Source organism: Accumulibacter sp. (genome assembly GCF_036625275.1).
Lineage (GTDB): Bacteria > Pseudomonadota > Gammaproteobacteria > Burkholderiales > Rhodocyclaceae > Accumulibacter.
Genome location: NZ_JAZKUD010000018.1, coordinates 1 through 17,191 on the forward strand (window position 1 = coordinate 1; position 17,191 = coordinate 17,191).

Here is a 17,191-nt window from a genome sequence, read left to right on the forward strand (position 1 = left end):
TCGGCGATCGCCTGATACTTGCGCTCCAGGCGGTTGAGCACCTCGTCGGCCGCAACCCCCGGTGCCCCGTCATTGATTGCCTCTTGCCAGATCTGACGCAGCTCGGCGATCCCCTGTTGACGCACGTTGCGCTTGCTCGTCCAGTCGCGCAGCGCGTCTCGGATGACTTCGCTGCTCGAAGCGTATTCACCGGTGGCAACGGCGCTGCGGACAAGGGCGACCATCTCGGGCGGCAAGGCAATGCTGATTTTTTCGGCGGTGGTCATGGGCACCTCTCGCGGCAAATGGTAGGAATTGTTCCTACTAACGTAGCAAGAACAAAAGACAATGGCAACACGAAAGTTGGAAAGGAATGCAATCGAAAATGTTGGTGGCGAGCCGCGATGGAGCCGCCACTCCCTCCCCTTCAAGGGGAAGGTCGCGCCAGCGACGTTTGCGATTGGACGGGTTGGGGTGAGGATGAGGTCATCAGCGATACAGCATCCCCGGATTCGTCTTGCAACGCCGTCCAGATAGCCTCTACCACAGCGTCAGTTTCCTGTAACACCTGGTTGTTCCAGAATCGCATGATGCGGAAGCCGGCCTTATGGAGTCGTCGATCCCGTACATGATCTGCCTCGCAGTCTTGGTGCTGGCTTCCGTCCACCTCCACAATCAGCCGCATTTCCAGGCACACGAAATCGAGCACATAATCCAGGAACGGATGCTGACGACGAAATTTGAAGCCCGCGATCTGCCGACCGCGCAGACGTTGCCACAAGCGAGTTTCGGCATCGGTCATGTGGGTTCGCAGCTTATTCTGAAGCGCATTGTCGATCACCGAACGGTTCGTCTGCCCTTTCATGCGCCTGTTCCCTTTTCCATTTCTGCTCCGCTACCCCATCCCTACCCCGACCCGTCCAATCGCAAACGTCGCTGGCGCGACCTTCCCCTTGAAGGGGAGGGAGAGTGCCCCTGACTCTCCCTTGAAGCGGAAGGCAAGTTGATATTATCGGCCAATACTTTCAATCGCACCCAGTTCGGAAGAGTTTGAGTCCGCGGGAGCCGGGAGGAGGACCGCTTTGTCATCTTCCCGGAACTCGTGGGCCTGCGAATCCCGGTGAGTTCGCGCATCCGTCAGGGTTTCGGCTCGATGAGCAGGAAGCGCAGCGCCATCAGTACGCGCCGTGGGTGCTTGCGGTGCATGGCCATGCCGAGCCAGTAGCCGGCTTCCTCCTTGCTCATCGCTTCGATGCCTTCGGCGACCGCCGCGATATGCTCGCGATTGCGCATCGGCGCCAGGGCGCGAAACAGTAGCCCGAGACTGATCGCCATTTCTTCATCGACCACTATCCTCAGCGCATCGAAGGCGGGCAGGTTGCTCAGGTCGATGCGTGACTGTTTCAGACGCCGCAGCAGACGGTGCTCGATCAGCGACAAGTTGCGACCGCGCAACCCGGCAATGTAGGTTGGCTGCCGAATGTGCGGCGTAGCGCCGGCAGGGAGTTGCCAGATCTCGACCTCGATATCCGATCCGGCGAGCCGGCGAGCGCGCATCTCGTACTGGGGCAGCGCGGAAGCGTGCTTTGCGGCACTCAGGTGGGTCACTTTGCTCATTGGCGATCCTGCTCAATCCTGCTCTGCGGCCGTGGCCAGCACGTGTGCCGAGGGCGAAACCAGTCGTGTCAGCCGCTGAATCAGGCCTTCGGCGGAAGGCCCCTGAACGGCAAGCGGCGGCTCGAAGCGGAGCAAAAAGGAAACAGCCGCGTCGATGTCGCTGGCTGCACGGAACTGCGGTTCGAGGTAGTCCTTGAGAGCAATCGCATCTTCGATGTCGCCCTTGAAGCTGATGTCGGCGGTGGAACCGCCGGAGGTCACGAAAAAAGCGGTCATCTCGACCCGCTTGCTGGCGTTCGGGATCGACTTGACAAGCGGCATCAGTTTCAACGCGTCCGATTTGTCGAATGGCCGGATGGTCAGCGTCGCCAGGCTGCGGATGCCATTGAGCCGCGCTTGTTCCAGAAGACGGGTGAGCGCTGCCTTGAGAACGTCCTCTGCCTCAAGTAGAGGGGGGGACTTCGCCTTGGGCATCGTTCGGTCGCTGGTTGCAGCGTAATCTCCTGGGCGCGGGTCCGCCTGGTCATCGGTCGATCGCGTATTTGAGTCGGTCTTGCTGGTTTCGCTCTTTGGCTCCTGTCGCGGCCAGATGCCGTGCTCCTGGGCATACGAAGTCGTATAAATGAACGACTGCTCGTCGACCTTGATTTCGGCATGCGGGTCCCCCTTGCCACGCAAGAGGTCGCCTGACTGGTAGACGTAGTCATCCTGATCGATACCCAGACGAATGCCTTTGATGAACACCTCGTCACCGACGAGCATCGGCAAGGACGGGTCCTGGCGGAATTCGGTGCGCAGGGCGGCAGTGGTGATCTGGCCTTTCTTGAGGGGAGTGCGGTCACGCACGTAGACCGGCGAGTCCGGTTTGTCGGTCGGCAGTCGCAGTTTGCCGGTATTCTGGAGTTGGGTGACGACCTGGCGCTGGCCATCGCCCGGCCGGTCCGAGGCGGTTTGAATGTCAACCACGGTGTGCGCGAGGTCGCAGTTGGCCCCGTCGAGTCGATTGCGGGATGGGTAGAAAATGTGTCGGAAACACTGCTGCACGGCCAGTGCGAGTTCCTGCTTGGAGCGTTCGTGCAGTTCCTGCAGCTTGGCCACCTGATAGTCGGCCAGGTCCTTGAGCTTGCCGGGTTGCCGCAGCGACTCCAGCGCGATGTTGCGCAGCATCTTGGCCTTCATGTTGGGCACCCCGGCCGCGTCTGCCAGCAGGAAGACGAGATGGTTCCGGTTGTGGCGCCAGTCGCTTCCTCCCCCCTTGTGCAGAAAGACTTTCGCGACCAGGTTGTCGACAGTGACCGCGTCGCTGAAGACCTGGGTGGCTTCGTAGCCAAGCATCACCAGGTAGGGGCGTCCGCTGCCATCGTCGTCGGGAACGTCGTGAGGGCCTGAAGCGAAGGGGATGAGATTGAGATTGGTGCCGGCGAAGAGATCGCGGATGAAGCTGTTGAGGCGGGTGCGCGCCTCGTCGCGGTCGGTGTTGGTTTCTTCGCGCCGAATGATCTGGGTGAGATTGGCCTCGGCCAGAAAACGTAGCGGCGCACCGGGTTTGTCGTCGAGATACGCCGAGTCGGTGGCGAAGCGTTTGCGTGCGTCGTCAATGAATGCGACGTCCGTTCCCGGGCTCAGGATGGCGTAGCGCAGTTCCTCGGCGTTGAGTCCGCGCAAGGTCTCGTTGAACGCCAGGGTGTGCATGAACGCGCAGCGGGCGACGTACGATCCATACTTGGGCAGGCCCCTGAACGGCCCCGCGTCGAGCTGTTCAGCCAGGGCCGGTGTGGTTTCGACCGCGGCAATCTCGGTCTTGATGGCCGGCACGTAGATGTCCTGCTTGAGGCGGGTGACGAGTTCGAGGCGTATCGGCTCGAACCCGAGATCGATGTGATGCGTGTGAATCGCGTAGGCGTCGGCGGGCCGTGTCTGCCAGGCGCGTGCCACCGTACGCGCGAGCAGACGCAGCATGCCGCGTACGCGCTGGAAGTTGCCCAGGGTGCCGGTCTTCTGCGTCAGCACATTCACCAGTTCAGGGTGCAGCGGATAGCCGGCAGCAAACTCGTCCAAACGCCGATCCTCGGCCGGGGCCGGCGGAAGCAGTTCCCGGTTGGCGTCCCACAGTGACTTGTACGCGGAGATGACGAACCGTGCCTTGTCGCGGTCGATGTGGGTGAACAGCCTTCGGCAGATGACCTTGACGGTCTCGTCGTCCTCGGTGGGGTCGATCACCGTCGCTTTGCGGGCGGCGACGCTCTCGGCCTCGGCGAAGAAGGCGGCGATGTCCTGTGTCTCGCGACTGTAGGCGTCGGAGGCTTTGCCGTCACGACCCACTGCCAGCGTGAAAACCAGCGCCGCATAGGGGGAGCTTTCCACCGCTTTGATCAGCGAAGTCATGAAGGCAAGGAGTTGTTCGCCTGCTCGCTGCGCATTCCGACCGGCCACCTTGCGCAGGTAGGGGGCGATCTCGTCGATGAGGATCACCGCCGGCTCACTGCCGATCAACTCGCGCAAGGTGTCGGCACCCGGCGCGATTCCTTCGCGGTCACTCGCTTCGACCAGGCGATACCCGGCTTCACCACGCAGCGCATACGCCAGTTCCCCCCATGGCGTGTAGGCACGCAGGGTGTCGCCGAGCCGGTGTCCATTGGCCGGATCGGCATTTTCACCATCAAAGGCCGCGATGCGCACCGGCACCGAGGGGCGCAGGGAGGCGTCGAGAAACTCGTCAGCGTTCGCCACCTCGGAGAGGCTGCGCATGGCGTGCGCGAGCGCAATCAGAGCGTGCGTCTTGCCGCCGCCAAACTGGGTGTCGAGACGAAAGATGGCGCCAATCTGGTCGGGATGGCCACTGACCCGCAGCGCAACCAGCTTGAGAACGTTCTTGATGCCCTTGGTCGGGTAGGTGTTGGCAAAGAACAGCGCCGGGCGCTTGTACTCGTCGGGAGCGTCGCCCCGCAACACCTGCGAGAGGTCCGCAGCAAAGTCGCTCTCCCGCAACGCCCCTTGCAGGACATCGGGTCGCGGCTCACAGATGGAGAACAGATTGTCGGTCATGGCCTGCCTGATTGTCCGTAGGTGCGTCAATGTATCGAGAAAATGTATCTGATGACATGCCTGGGCGGAAGGCGGTCATCTCTCAAGGTATTGAGAGTTGGACCGTCGAGGCCGGCATCGGGTATCGGCCGCTAAACGAGTTGAGTAATCTGTTCCTGGACTATACCGCACGCAGCTATAAAATGCCTTCTTCAAATCACCGTCGATCGATCAGAATCACGGCTTCACGGCTTTGATCATTCGAGAAGGCGATCTTCGTCATCACCGTTGGGAGGAATGGCATGCAGTTGCATCGTTGGGTTCTGTGGGCGGCAACGACTATGCTCCTGGGTCTTGTCGTACCGGCGCAGGCGGCGGGGACACTCGACAAGATCAAGGCGTCAAAGACCATCGCACTCGGGTATCGCGAGAGCGCGGTACCCTTCTCTTACACTGGCGATGACAATCAGCCCTGGGGCTATTCTGTCGACCTGTGCATCAGGGTGGCGGCGGCAATCGTCAGGCAACTGGACCTCGACGAGCTGCAACTGCAGTGGGTTCCGGTGACGCCGGAAACACGGGTCGCCAAATTGAAATCGGGCGCGATCGACCTCGAATGTGGTTCGACCACCAGTACGCTGGCACGCATGGAGGAAGTCGATTTCAGTCTGCTGACCTTCATCGACGGCGGCACTTATCTGTCGCGCCGGGCTGCCGGAATCCGGCGCTTCGAAGACCTGGCCGGCAAGCGGATTGCCGTCGCCGCAGGAACCACCAGCGAACGGACGATTGCCGCGGCACTGTTGGAGTACAAGGTCGCTGCCGAACTGGTCAAGGTCAGTGATCACTCGCAGGGGATTGCGGCAATGCTGCAGGGAAAGGTCGAGGCCTACGCCTCGGATCGATCGTTGCTGATCGGGCTGGCCCTCGACTCAGGCAACCAGAATGACTGGTCGATCGGTCCCGAGACCTTCTCCTTCGAGCCCTACGCTTTGATGATGCGCCGCAATGATGCGGCCTTTCGCCTGGCAGTGAACCGCGAACTCGCTCGGCTCAGCCGCAGCCGCGAGATTTACGCGATCCATGATCGCTGGTTCGGCATGCTCGGCAAACCGGGGCCGCGGCTGGAAAGTCTGTACTTCCTGAACGGTTTGCCGGAGTAGCCAGGCCAGGCTGTAGTCGCGTTCAGCGCGGTTCAGCCTGCTCCTCGTCGGCCACGACTGCGCGGTAGACGTGCCAGCTCGCATGCCCCACCAGCGGCATGGTCACGACCAGCCCGAGAAACAGCGTCGCGAAGCCGATGGCGGCGAGGATCGCGATGCAGGCGGCCCAGAGCAGCATTGGGCCGGGGTTGCGAGCGCAGGCAAAGAGGCTGGCAAGCGCCGCCGTGATCGCATCGGTCTTGCGGTCGAGCATCATGGGCAGGGCGATGACGCTCATCGCGAAGACGAAGCAGGCGCAGAACCCTCCGACGGCAAAGTAAGCGAAAGCAAAGTCGAGTTGCTCGAAAGTCAGGACGGTGCGCACGACATCAGCGAAGCTGGGCAATCCACCGGCGAAGAAAAGCGCAAAGATAATGATTGACGCGCGTGCCCAGATCAGCAGGATCACCGCCAGCAGCGCGGCAAACAGCCCGATATTCGCCAGATTCGAACGCCAGGCGAGGAGAGTCGGGGCCAGTTGGGGTGGTTTGCCGGCTTCGATACGCCGACTCAGATCGTAGAGTCCGAATGTCAGAAAAGGGCCCAACAGCAGGAAGCCGGTTGTCAGCCCCGCGAGAAGTGCGATGGCATGAGAAAAAACCACCTGCAGCAACCAACCGCCGAAGGCAAAACAAACGCCGTAGAACAGGCTGGCAAACCCACTCTGACGGTAGTCATGCCAGCCTGCCTGCACCCAGCCGAGAACGGCGCTGGCCTGGATCTGGCGGATGGTCGGGAAGCGGCTTGCAGCCGGGTCTGGCGTGCTGCTCATTGATCTGAATACTTCCGGTTTGATCCATAGCTGCGCGCAACCGGATACTTGATCGCGTTCTTCACGAGTTTGGCGCGTGCGGCTTCTTCAAGGTCGATGCCGGCATTTTCAGCAATCAACAAGAGGTAAATCAGGACGTCGGCACATTCGTCGCGCAGGGCTTCCTGCGCGCTGGTGCTGCCCGCCATTGCAGTCATCTCGGTGTCACTCTTCCACTGCGTCAGTTCGAGCAACTCGCTGGCTTCAAGATTCAATGAGACGATCAAGTTGCGCAAACTGTGAAACTGCGCCCAGTTGCGTTGATCGCGAAATTCGATGATTGCCGTGGTCAGCGCCTGCAGGCTCATGGCTGCAGGCGAAGAAGCGCGGTTTTGCTTCCTCCAGCAGATGCATGCGGGTTGTCCGTGTGCATGCGAGCGAGAGGAAATGGTCTCGCCTCTGTGAAGAGTTTCTCTGTGGAGTGGCGCATGAGGGTTACTTGCGGGTTTCGAGAAGCAGTTATTCTAGAAGGAAAACAAGTAGGGAAGGAAAAGAAATCCAACGCCTCCTTAAGCCCGATCAATGGCTCCCGCTCGTTGGTGAGGCAGTTTCGTTGCGGTACACCCCCGAACTTGAATTTTGACCTGGAAAGTACGCCTGAAAAAAAGCCGCGGACTGGCCCGCGGCTGAAAGTTCAGAACGACTGCTGATGACTCGCTTAGAGCATGTCCTTGACAGCATCCGCTTCGTCGGTCAGTTCCTTGAGAGTCTTGTTCATCTTCTCGCGCGAGTACTCGTCGATTTCGATTCCCTGGATGATCTTGAACGAACCGTCTTTGCATTCGCACGGGAAACCGAAAACGATACCGGTCGGGATGTCATAGGAGCCATCGGAGGGGACGCCCATGGTCACCCATTCGTCAGAACCGAGAACCCAGTCGCGCATGTGGTCGATGGCGGCATTGGCTGCCGAGGCGGCAGAGGAGAGGCCGCGCGCATCGATGATCGCGGCGCCGCGCTTGCCGACGGTCGGCAGGAACGCATCATTGTTCCACACCGGATCATTGATCAGGGCCTTGACGTTGTCGCCGCCAGAGGTGCAATTGCGGTAATCGGCGTACATCGTTGGCGAATGATTGCCCCACACCACGAGCTGTTTGAAGCTTGCGACCGGCCGGCCGGTTTTTGCGGCGAGTTGCGAAAGTGCACGGTTGTGATCGAGGCGCAGCATGCCATGATAGTTGTCCGGATTGGTGCGGCCGACTTTTCTGGCGGCAGCGCCTGCGATCAGGGCATTGGTATTGCAGGGGTTGCCAACGACGAGAACGCGGACGTCCTCGCTGGCATTCTCGGCAATGGCCTTGCCCTGCACCGTAAAGATCGCACCATTGGCGGTCAGCAGGTCGGCGCGCTCCATTCCCGGACCACGTGGACGTGCGCCAACCAGCAGGCAGACATCCGCATCCTTGAAAGCAAGGTTCGGGTCATCGGTGGCGAACATGCCGGCGAGTAGCGGGAAGGCACAGTCTTCGAGTTCCATCATCACGCCCTGGCAGGCCTTTTGAGCTTGCGGCAGGTCGAGTAGCTGGAGGATGACCGGTTGATCCTTGCCGAGCATTTCGCCGGAGGCAATCCGGAAAAGCAGGCTGTAACCAATTTGACCGGCGGCGCCGGTGACCGCGACGCGCATGGGGACTTTGGACATGATGCGGCTCCTGTTGTTAGTGACGACGTAAAGTAGGCAGCTTGAGCAGAAAAAACGATCGGCGTTGCCCCCGCAAGCCGTTTGCTGTGGGGGTAGCAAATCAGGCAGATCATAAGATCTATGGTCAGCAGGTGTCAAATCTATCTTATGTCTTATATAAGATATGAATAGTTCGAACAGGATAGACGCGAGCGTCAAATTATGCTGAAATGACTGTCCATGGGCCGGTCATCGTCATTGCATCCTCCTACCTTCAGTCCGCTGTATCGGCAGATCAAGGAACTGATCCTGCACAATCTGGAGTCGGGTGAGTGGGGTCCGGGGGACTCCATCCCGAGTGAGTCCGAACTGGCCAGCCGTTTCGGTGTGAGCCAGGGTACGGTGCGCAAGGCCATTGACGAAATGGCTGCCGAGAATCTCCTGGTTCGCCAGCAAGGTAAAGGGACTTTCGTCGCCACCCACAAGGATCCAGGTTCGTTTTTCCGCTTTCTCCGACTGCTCCCCAATCAAGGAGAGTTGCAGATCTCCCAGAGCATCCCGCTCGAATGCTGGCGCGCCAAGGCTGGTGCCGATGTCGCGCGCATTCTGGCCATCGAGACGGGGACGCCCATTACGATTCTTCGTCGCCTGTTGAAGTTGGGTGACGAACCGGTGGTCTTCGACGAGATTTATCTTCCGAGCGAACTCTTTCCCGATCTGTCACTCGAGGTGCTCAGATCAGGCGAGTCACTGTACAGCCTGTTCGAGACGCGTTATGGCGTTCGCATGATCCGTGCCGACGAAAGGCTGCGCGCCGTTGCGGCTGACCGGGTCAGTGCCGAGTGGCTGCAGGTAGCCGAGGGAAGTCCGCTGTTACTGGTCGAGCGGGTGACTTTCACCTATGGCCACAAGCCCGTCGAATGGCGGCGGGGTTTCTATTCGACACGCAACTATCATTATCACAATGAACTGGGCTGAGGACCCGGAACAGGTTTCTCGGGTAAGTCAGGCACGTCTGGATGATTTATAATCCAGCGTGGTATCGAAGGGGGTCGGGTGGCGTACATTCGGCCAGCTAATCATATGAGGGATGACGTTCATGGCAGAGATGGCGATCAAGAAAAAGCGTCCAAAGAATTTGGATTTGCCCACTATCAGGCTACCCCTTCCGGGTATCCTTTCAATCATTCACCGCATCAGCGGGGCAGGGCTGTTTCTGCTGTTGCCATTTCTTCTCTGGCTGTTCCAGAGCAGTCTCACGTCTCCAGAAACCTTCGCCAGCGTCAAGGGAGTCGTCGCTCACCCCTTGGTCAAGATCGTCCTGCTCGGTTTGATCTGGTTCTACATGCACCACTTCTGCGCCGGCATCCGCTATCTGCTGCTCGATCTACACAAAGGGATTGAACTTGAGGCGGCACGTCTGTCGAGCAAGGTCGTTTTCGCGGTCAGCATTGCGCTGACCCTGATCGTCGGAGCTAAAGTGCTATGGTAAATCGTATTCTCGTCGGGGCTCACTATGGCCTCAAGGACTGGCTGATCCAGCGTGCCACAGCCATCATCATGGCTGTTTACACAGTCATTTTCCTGGTCGTGGTCGGTGCTGTCGGGCCCGATTCCTTCGAAGCCTGGCGCACCATCTTTGCCAACGGCTTCATGAAATTCGCCACATTTCTGTTCTTTGTCAGTGTCTTCTACCATGCCTGGATCGGTGTCCGGGATATCTGGATGGATTACGTCAAGCCCGATGGCTTGCGTCTGCTGATGATGATTGCGACGGCTACGGTACTGGTCGGATATGCCGGCTGGGCGGTTCAGATCCTGTGGAGAATGTAAGTGAGCAAGCTAATCATTCCGGTACGTAAGTTCGATGCGGTTATCGTTGGGGCCGGTGGCTCCGGCCTGCGGGCAGCGATCCAGCTTTCCGAAGCTGGTCTGAAGACGGCCGTGTTGTCAAAGGTCTTTCCCACCCGTTCGCACACTGTGGCGGCGCAAGGAGGAGTATCGGCCTCGCTCGGCAATTCCGAGGAAGATCACTGGCACTGGCACATGTACGATACCGTCAAGGGCTCGGACTGGCTCGGTGATCAGGACGCGATCGAATACATGTGCCGCATGGCACCCGAGGTCGTCGTTGAACTCGAGCACTTCGGCATGCCCTTCGACCGCACCGATGAGGGCAAGATCTACCAGCGTCCCTTCGGTGGACATATGTCGAACTTTGGCGAGAAACCGGTTCGCCGCGCCTGCGCCGCGGCAGACCGCACGGGTCACGCCATGCTGCACGCGCTCTATCAGCGCAATGTGCGTGCCAATACGCAGTTCTTCGTCGAATGGATGGCGCTCGACCTGATCCGCGACGATTCCGGCCAGGTGCTCGGCGTCATCGCCCTTGAAATGGAAACAGGTGAAGTCGTTGCTTTCCACACCAAGGCCACCGTCTTTGCCACCGGAGGTGCGGGCCGGATTTTCTATTCATCGACCAATGCCTTCATCAACACCGGTGACGGCTTGGGCATGGCGGCGCGCGCCGGCATTGCACTGGAGGACATGGAATTCTGGCAGTTCCACCCGACCGGCGTCGCTGGTGCGGGCGTGCTGATTACCGAAGGGGTGCGCGGCGAAGGTGGCATCCTGCGTAATTCGACCAACGAACGCTTCATGGAACGTTACGCACCGAATGCCAAGGACCTGGCTTCTCGCGACGTGGTGTCGCGCGCCATGGTCACGGAAATCAACGAGGGCCGTGGTTGCGGTCCGAACAAGGATTTCGTGCTGCTCGACATCACCCACCTCGATCCGGCGACGATCATGAAGCGCCTGCCGGGAATTCGCGAGATTTCGATCCAGTTTGCCGGCATCGACCCGATCAAGGCGCCGATCCCGGTGGTGCCGACCTGCCATTACCAGATGGGTGGTGTGCCGACCAACTACAAGGGCCAGGTCGTTGCCGATGACGGCACGCCGGTCAAGGGCTTCTACGCCGCCGGCGAGGTCGCCTGTGCTTCGGTGCACGGCGCCAACCGGCTGGGAACCAACTCGCTGCTGGACCTTCTGGTATTCGGCAAGTCGTCCGGCGATTCGGTCATCGACGACCTCAAGTCCGGAGCCATCGGTCTCAAGGAATTGCCGGAGAATTTCGCGGATCGCACGATGGCACGCCTGCACCGTCTCAACACGCAGACCGGCGGGGCCGACGTCAACGCGACGCGTCTCGAACTGCAGCGTACGATGCAAAAACACTGTGGCGTTTTCCGCTTCAAGGACATGCTGTCCGAAGGTGTTGCGAAAATCCTCGATATCGAGAAGGCGGTCGCGAGAACCGAGATCAAGGACAAGTCTCAGGTGTGGAACACGGCACGAGTCGAGGCCCTGGAACTGGACAATCTGATCGAAGTGGCCAAGGCGACGATGATTTCGGCGGAGGCGCGCAAGGAGTCGCGTGGTGCCCATGTCCGTGACGACGCGCCGGATACTGCAGCGAATCCGAACGGGCGCGACGACATCAACTGGCACAAGCACACCTTATGGCACCGCGATGCTAATCGTCTCGATTACAAGCCGGTGATCATGAAGCCGCTGTCCGTCGAATCCATCGCGCTGAAGACGCGTTCCTATTGATCGTGCGTCAAGGAGTCAATGATCATGACCACCAGTACCATGCAGTTCAAGATTTACCGCTACGATCCCGACAAGGACGCCGCGCCCTACATGCAGGACATCTCGGTCGAAGTCGATTTCTCCATCGATCGCAAGTTGCTCGACATCCTGACCCGGCTGAAGGCGAAGGATGATACGCTTTCCTATCGCCGCTCGTGTCGCGAAGGCATTTGCGGATCGGATGCGATGAACATCAATGGCAAGAACGGCCTGGCCTGTCTCACCGAGATCAAGGATCTCAAGCAACCGGTCGTCTTGCGGCCGCTACCAGGCCTGCCGGTTATCCGCGACCTGATCGTCGACATGACCCAGTTCTTCAAGCAGTACCACTCGATCAAGCCTTACCTGATCAATGAAGGACCACGTCCGGAACGCGAGCGACTGCAGTCGCCAGAAGAACGTGAAGAACTTAATGGTCTGTACGAGTGCATCCTGTGTGCCTGCTGTTCGACCTCGTGTCCCTCTTTTTGGTGGAACCCGGACAAGTTTGTCGGTCCCGCCGGCCTGCTGAACGCCTATCGCTTCATCGCCGATACCCGTGACCAGGCGACCAATGAGCGTCTCGATGATCTCGAGGATCCCTATCGTCTGTTTCGCTGTCACAGCATCATGAATTGTGTCGATGTCTGCCCGAAAGGTCTCAATCCGACGCGGGCAATTGGCAAGATCAAGGAAATGATGGTTCGTCGTGTGGTCTGATGGAGGACAGAGAAAACCTCAACCGCTTGCGCTGGCGCTGCACGCGACGAGCCATGCTAGAAATGGACCTCTTGCTCGGGGAGTTTCTTGACCGGATCTTCCCGACGCTGGGCCCCGAACAGGCGGAGGCATTTATTACTCTGGCTGATATGGAAGACCTGGAACTCTGGCCGCTGGTCAATGGTAGCCACGAGTGCGCAGATGCGGTCCAGGCCGAAGTCGTTGCCTTGTTGCGCACCGTAAGAGTTAAGTAAGGAAGTTGCCATAGTCTGGTGGCTTCCTGTTCGTAGCTGTGACCTCAACACCTGAACGGGGATAAATAAATGACGATCGAACGTAAAGCAACTTTGACCATCGAGGGGCGGGCGCCCGTCGAATTTCCAATCATGACGCCTACCCACGGCAATGATTGCATCGACATTCGTACCCTGTTGGGCAAGACCGGTCATTTCACCTACGATTCCGGCTACCTGTCGACGGCGAGTTGCCGGTCGAAGATCACGTTCATCGACGGCGACAAGGGCGAACTCCTTTATCGGGGTTATCCGATCGAGCAACTGGCTGAGCAATGCAACTTCCTTGAGGTGGCCTATCTGCTGTGGAACGGTGAGCTGCCGACGGCCACTCAGAAAACCAACTTCGAGAAGAACATCAAGGTACACACGATGGTGCACGAGCAACTGGTGAAGTTTTACCAGGGCTTCCGTCGTGATGCACACCCGATGGCTGTCCTGGTGGGGGTCGTTGGCGCCTTGTCGGCGTTTTACCATGAAGCCGAGAATTTCTCCGATCTCGAACACCAGAACATCAGCTTCAACCGGATCGTCGCCAAACTCCCGACGATCATCGCGATGGCCTACAAGTATCACGTCGGCGAGCCGTTCATTTACCCGCGCAACGACCTCGATTACACCGCTAACTTCATGCACATGATGTTCGGCACGCCCTGCGAGGAGTACAAGCCGAATCCGGTGCTGGTGCACGCTCTGGACACCATTTTCACCTTGCATGCCGATCACGAGCAGAATGCATCGACTTCGACGGTTCGTCTGTCGGGATCTTCCGGTGCGAATCCGTATGCCTGCATCTCGGCGGGGATTGCCTGCCTCTGGGGCCCGGCACACGGCGGTGCCAACGAAGCCTGTCTGCAGATGCTGGAGGAAATTCACGATGTCTCGCGCGTTGGCCGCTACATTGCCCGTGCCAAGGACAAGAACGACGAATTCAAGCTGATGGGTTTTGGTCACCGTGTCTACAAGAACTTCGATCCGCGCGCCAAACTGATGCGCAAGGTCTGCGGCGATGTGCTGCAGGAACTCGGTCTGGAGAACGATCGTCTGTTCAAGCTGGCGATGGAACTGGAGAAGATCGCTCTGGAGGACGACTACTTCATCGAGAAGAAGCTCTATCCCAACGTCGATTTTTACTCGGGAATCGTTCAGAAGGCGCTTGGCATTCCAACCACCATGTTCACCTGCATCTTCGCGTTGGCGCGTACGGTCGGGTGGATGACGCAATGGGAAGAGATGATCAACGATCCGGAATACAAGATCGGTCGTCCACGCCAGCTCTATGTCGGCAAAGCCAGGCGCGACGTCATTGCCATCGACCAGCGCTAGGCTGATCGACTCCAAGGGGCGGCCGGTGGTAGCCGCCCTTTTTTCATGCTGTGGTTTTCCCGCCACAGGTTTTCCCAATTCGAACCGGAACGGTGACGACAGGAAACTGCCATGATGAATCAGCTTTTTGGTAACTCCCTACTCTTTGGCGGCAACGCACCCTTTGTCGAGGAGTTGTACGAAAACTATCTCGACAATCCTGGCTCTGTCTCCGAGCAATGGCGCGAGTATTTCGACAAGCTGGCGCAATTGCCGGGTTACGTTGCTCGCGATGTTCCGCATTTGCCGGTGATCAATGCTTTTGCCGAACTGGCAAGAAAGGGAGGCTACCGCGCCGCAGCAGTCGCGCCAGTAGATGACAGGAAACAGGTCAGCGTTCTCCAGATGATCACTTCGTATCGTTTCATTGGTGACCGCTGGGCCAACTTGGACCCGCTGAAACGCACGCCGCGTCCGGAGGTGCCGCAACTCGATCCCGCCTATTACGGTCTTTCCGATGCTGACCTGAATACGGTGTTCAATGCCGGATCATTCAAGGGAACGCCGGACCACGCCACCTTTGGCCAGATCTACGACGCACTCAAGGCGACCTATTGCGGATCGATCGGTGTCGAGTACATGTACCTCAGTACGGTTGCCGAGAAGCGCTGGATTCAGGATCGCCTCGAGCGCATCCATTCGAAGCCGAGCTATTCCGCCGAGCAGAGAAGGCGGATGCTCGAACGTCTGACTGCCGCCGAAACGCTCGAACGCTACCTGCATACCCGTTATGTCGGGCAGAAACGCTTCTCGCTCGAAGGAGGCGAATCGACGATCGTGGCCATGGATGAACTGATTCGTGTCGCCGGCGCCGGTGGGGTCGACGAGATCGTCGTCGGCATGGCCCACCGTGGCCGCCTCAACGTCCTGGTCAATACGCTGGGCAAGGCACCGTCGATGTTGTTTGACGAATTCGAGGGTAAAAAAGCGCAGGTACTGACCGCCGGTGACGTCAAGTACCACATGGGCTACTCGTCCGACGTGTCCACTCCGGGCGGCCCCTGCCATCTGACGCTGGCGTTCAACCCCTCACACCTCGAAATCGTGAACCCGGTCGTCATCGGTTCGGTGTATTCGCGCCAGCGTCGTCGCGGCGAGAACGGCAAGGACAAGGTGCTCTCCGTACTCATCCATGGGGATGCGGCCGTCGCTGGCCAGGGAGTCAACCAGGAAATGCTGAACTTCGCGCAGACGCGCGGTTATGGGGTGGGCGGTACGGTTCATATTGTCGTCAATAACCAGATCGGCTTCACCACTTCCGATCCGCGCGATTATCGTTCGTCGCTGTACTGCACCGACATCTTCAAGATGGCCGAAGCCCCCATCTTCCATGTCAATGGAGATGATCCGGAAGCGGTGGCGCTGGTCACCAGCCTGGCCGTCGAATACCGCAAGACCTTCAAGAAGGATGTCGTGGTTGACATCGTCTGCTATCGCAAGCTCGGTCACAACGAGCAGGACGAGCCCATGGTCACGCAGCCGCTGATGTACAAGAAGATCCAGCAGCATCCCGGCACACGCAAGCTCTACGCGGACAAGCTGGTTGCCGAAGGGGTGCTGCACGCCGAGGGTCCGGACGAACTGATCGCCGATTACCGTGCCCACCTCGATCGTGGCGAACTGTTGTATAACCCGGTCCTCGCCGGTTACAAGCACCCGATGACCATCGACTGGACACCGTTCGTTTCGCCGCAATACATCGAAAATTGTGATACCAAGGTACCGGTCGGCGAACTGCAACGCCTGTCCGAGCGATTGGCGACCATTCCGCCGAACTTCACGCTGCACAGCCGCGTCCAGAAGATCATCGAGGACCGTCGCCAGATGGGCGAAGGCAGGCTGCCGGTCGACTGGGGGATGGCCGAGAACCTGGCCTATGCCTCGCTGCTGGTTTCCGGCTATGGCGTTCGTATTTCCGGCGAGGACGTCGGTCGAAGCACCTTCTTCCACCGGCACGCTGCGCTGCACGACCAGAATCGTGAGCACTGGGATCATGGAACCTATTACCCGCTGGCCAATCTGCAGGATCGGCAGGGCAGTTTCCAATGCTTCGACTCGGTCCTCTCGGAGGAAGCGGTGCTGGCCTTCGAGTATGGCTACTCGACCGCCAATCCGCACGAATTGGTGGTCTGGGAGGCTCAATTCGGCGACTTTGCCAACGGCGCGCAAGTGGTCATCGACCAGTTCATCGCTGCCGGAGAAGCCAAGTGGGGGCGGGCCAGTGGCTTGGTCCTGCTGCTGCCGCATGGGTACGAAGGACAGGGTCCGGAGCATTCTTCGGCTCGCATCGAGCGTTACATGCAGCTCTGTGCCGAGATGAACATGGAAGTCTGCCAGCCATCGACACCAGCGCAGGTCTTCCACATGCTGCGCCGGCAAGCACTGCGTAGCCAGCGCAAACCGTTGGTCGTTTTCTCGCCGAAATCGCTGCTTCGCCACAAGGATGCGACCTCGACACTGGAGGAGTTGAGCGAAGGAGAATTCCAGCGCGTGATCGGAGAAGTCGAACCGATCATTGCCAAGAAGGTCACCCGAGTGATCTTCTGCTCTGGCAAGATCTATTACGAACTGGTGGCTGCACGGCACGAGCGGAAGATCTCGCATGTCGCGATTGCCCGACTCGAGCAACTCTATCCCTTCCCGCAAGAGTCTTTCCAGGAGGAACTGGCCAAGTACCCGAAAGCCACGGAGGTCGTCTGGTGTCAGGATGAGCCGCGCAATCAGGGTGCCTGGTACTGGATTGCCTCGCGTCAGCACTTGTCGCGCTCGCTCAGCGACAAGCAGCATTTGTTGCTGGTTTCTCGTCCAGCTTCCGCGTCCCCGGCGGTTGGCTACCAAAGCAAGCACAACGCCCAACAAAAGGCTCTGATCGACTCCGCCTTCGGTGAGATCGAGTACTACAAATTGCCCTAGAACGGAG

16 protein-coding genes are annotated in these 17,191 nt (G+C 59.1%); 9 read left to right on the plus strand and 7 right to left on the minus strand.

Annotated features, from left to right (window positions below; all coding sequences use genetic code 11):
- The 4 genes from V5B39_RS08630 to V5B39_RS08645 all read right to left on the minus strand — a co-directional run.
- Positions 1 to 266, minus strand: a 266-nt coding sequence (locus V5B39_RS08630; protein WP_332342491.1) for a type II toxin-antitoxin system ParD family antitoxin, incomplete at its 3' end; no start/stop codon positions are given.
- Between the two features lie 140 nt (positions 267 to 406).
- A complete protein-coding gene (locus tag V5B39_RS08635; RefSeq protein WP_332342492.1) occupies positions 407 to 844 on the minus strand; it encodes an endonuclease domain-containing protein in 438 nt (145 codons plus the stop codon).
- 272 nt (positions 845 to 1,116) lie between these two features.
- Positions 1,117 to 1,596 (minus strand): DUF7680 family protein, encoded by a 480-nt coding sequence (locus V5B39_RS08640; RefSeq protein ID WP_332342493.1) that lies wholly within the window; start codon positions 1,594 to 1,596, stop codon positions 1,117 to 1,119.
- A 12-nt stretch (positions 1,597 to 1,608) separates the two neighbouring features.
- A complete protein-coding gene (locus tag V5B39_RS08645; protein ID WP_332342494.1) occupies positions 1,609 to 4,641 on the minus strand; it encodes an ATP-binding protein in 3,033 nt (1,010 codons plus the stop codon).
- 281 nt (positions 4,642 to 4,922) lie between these two features.
- Between V5B39_RS08645 and V5B39_RS08650 the strand changes: the two genes are divergently transcribed.
- Positions 4,923 to 5,783 carry an amino acid ABC transporter substrate-binding protein gene (locus V5B39_RS08650; protein ID WP_332342495.1) on the plus strand — a complete coding sequence of 287 codons (861 nt, stop codon included), beginning with the start codon at positions 4,923 to 4,925 and terminating at the stop codon, positions 5,781 to 5,783.
- 22 nt (positions 5,784 to 5,805) lie between these two features.
- Here the strand turns inward: V5B39_RS08650 and V5B39_RS08655 are convergent, their stop codons facing one another.
- From V5B39_RS08655 to V5B39_RS08665, 3 genes are all read right to left on the minus strand, one after another.
- Positions 5,806 to 6,594 carry a DUF2189 domain-containing protein gene (locus tag V5B39_RS08655; RefSeq protein WP_332342496.1) on the minus strand — a complete coding sequence of 263 codons (789 nt, stop codon included), beginning with the start codon at positions 6,592 to 6,594 and terminating at the stop codon, positions 5,806 to 5,808.
- Positions 6,591 to 6,941, minus strand: a complete 351-nt coding sequence (locus V5B39_RS08660; protein WP_332342497.1) for a nucleotide pyrophosphohydrolase — start codon at positions 6,939 to 6,941, stop codon at positions 6,591 to 6,593. Before V5B39_RS08660 ends, V5B39_RS08655 begins: the two co-directional genes overlap by 4 nt.
- 350 nt (positions 6,942 to 7,291) lie before the next feature.
- Complete coding sequence (locus V5B39_RS08665) at positions 7,292 to 8,278, minus strand: malate dehydrogenase (RefSeq protein ID WP_332342498.1); 987 nt, start codon at positions 8,276 to 8,278, stop codon at positions 7,292 to 7,294.
- Positions 8,279 to 8,497: 219 nt separating this feature from the next.
- Between V5B39_RS08665 and V5B39_RS08670 the strand changes: the two genes are divergently transcribed.
- The 8 genes from V5B39_RS08670 (at position 8,498) to V5B39_RS08705 (ending at position 17,184) form a co-directional block, all read left to right on the plus strand.
- On the plus strand, positions 8,498 to 9,235 hold the full coding sequence (locus tag V5B39_RS08670; RefSeq protein ID WP_332342499.1) for a GntR family transcriptional regulator: 738 nt from the start codon (positions 8,498 to 8,500) through the stop codon (positions 9,233 to 9,235).
- 121 nt (positions 9,236 to 9,356) lie between these two features.
- Positions 9,357 to 9,749: a succinate dehydrogenase, cytochrome b556 subunit gene (sdhC, locus tag V5B39_RS08675; RefSeq protein ID WP_332342500.1), complete on the plus strand. Its 393-nt coding sequence runs from the start codon at positions 9,357 to 9,359 to the stop codon at positions 9,747 to 9,749.
- Complete coding sequence (gene sdhD / locus V5B39_RS08680; RefSeq protein ID WP_332342501.1) at positions 9,743 to 10,090, plus strand: succinate dehydrogenase, hydrophobic membrane anchor protein; 348 nt, start codon at positions 9,743 to 9,745, stop codon at positions 10,088 to 10,090. Before sdhC ends, sdhD begins: the two co-directional genes overlap by 7 nt.
- Positions 10,091 to 11,875: a succinate dehydrogenase flavoprotein subunit gene (gene sdhA, locus V5B39_RS08685; protein WP_332342502.1), complete on the plus strand. Its 1,785-nt coding sequence runs from the start codon at positions 10,091 to 10,093 to the stop codon at positions 11,873 to 11,875.
- 24 nt (positions 11,876 to 11,899) lie between these two features.
- Positions 11,900 to 12,613, plus strand: coding sequence for a succinate dehydrogenase iron-sulfur subunit (locus V5B39_RS08690; protein WP_332342503.1), 714 nt, complete (start codon positions 11,900 to 11,902; stop codon positions 12,611 to 12,613).
- The gene (locus V5B39_RS08695) at positions 12,613 to 12,867 is read left to right on the plus strand and encodes a succinate dehydrogenase assembly factor 2 (RefSeq protein WP_332342504.1); all 255 of its coding nucleotides are present in this window, start codon (positions 12,613 to 12,615) and stop codon (positions 12,865 to 12,867) included. Before V5B39_RS08690 ends, V5B39_RS08695 begins: the two co-directional genes overlap by 1 nt.
- Before the next feature lie 69 nt (positions 12,868 to 12,936).
- A complete protein-coding gene (gene gltA, locus V5B39_RS08700) occupies positions 12,937 to 14,232 on the plus strand; it encodes a citrate synthase (protein ID WP_332342505.1) in 1,296 nt (431 codons plus the stop codon).
- Positions 14,233 to 14,343: 111 nt separating this feature from the next.
- Positions 14,344 to 17,184, plus strand: a complete 2,841-nt coding sequence (locus V5B39_RS08705) for a 2-oxoglutarate dehydrogenase E1 component (RefSeq protein ID WP_332342506.1) — start codon at positions 14,344 to 14,346, stop codon at positions 17,182 to 17,184.
- Positions 17,185 to 17,191: the final 7 nt, after the last annotated feature.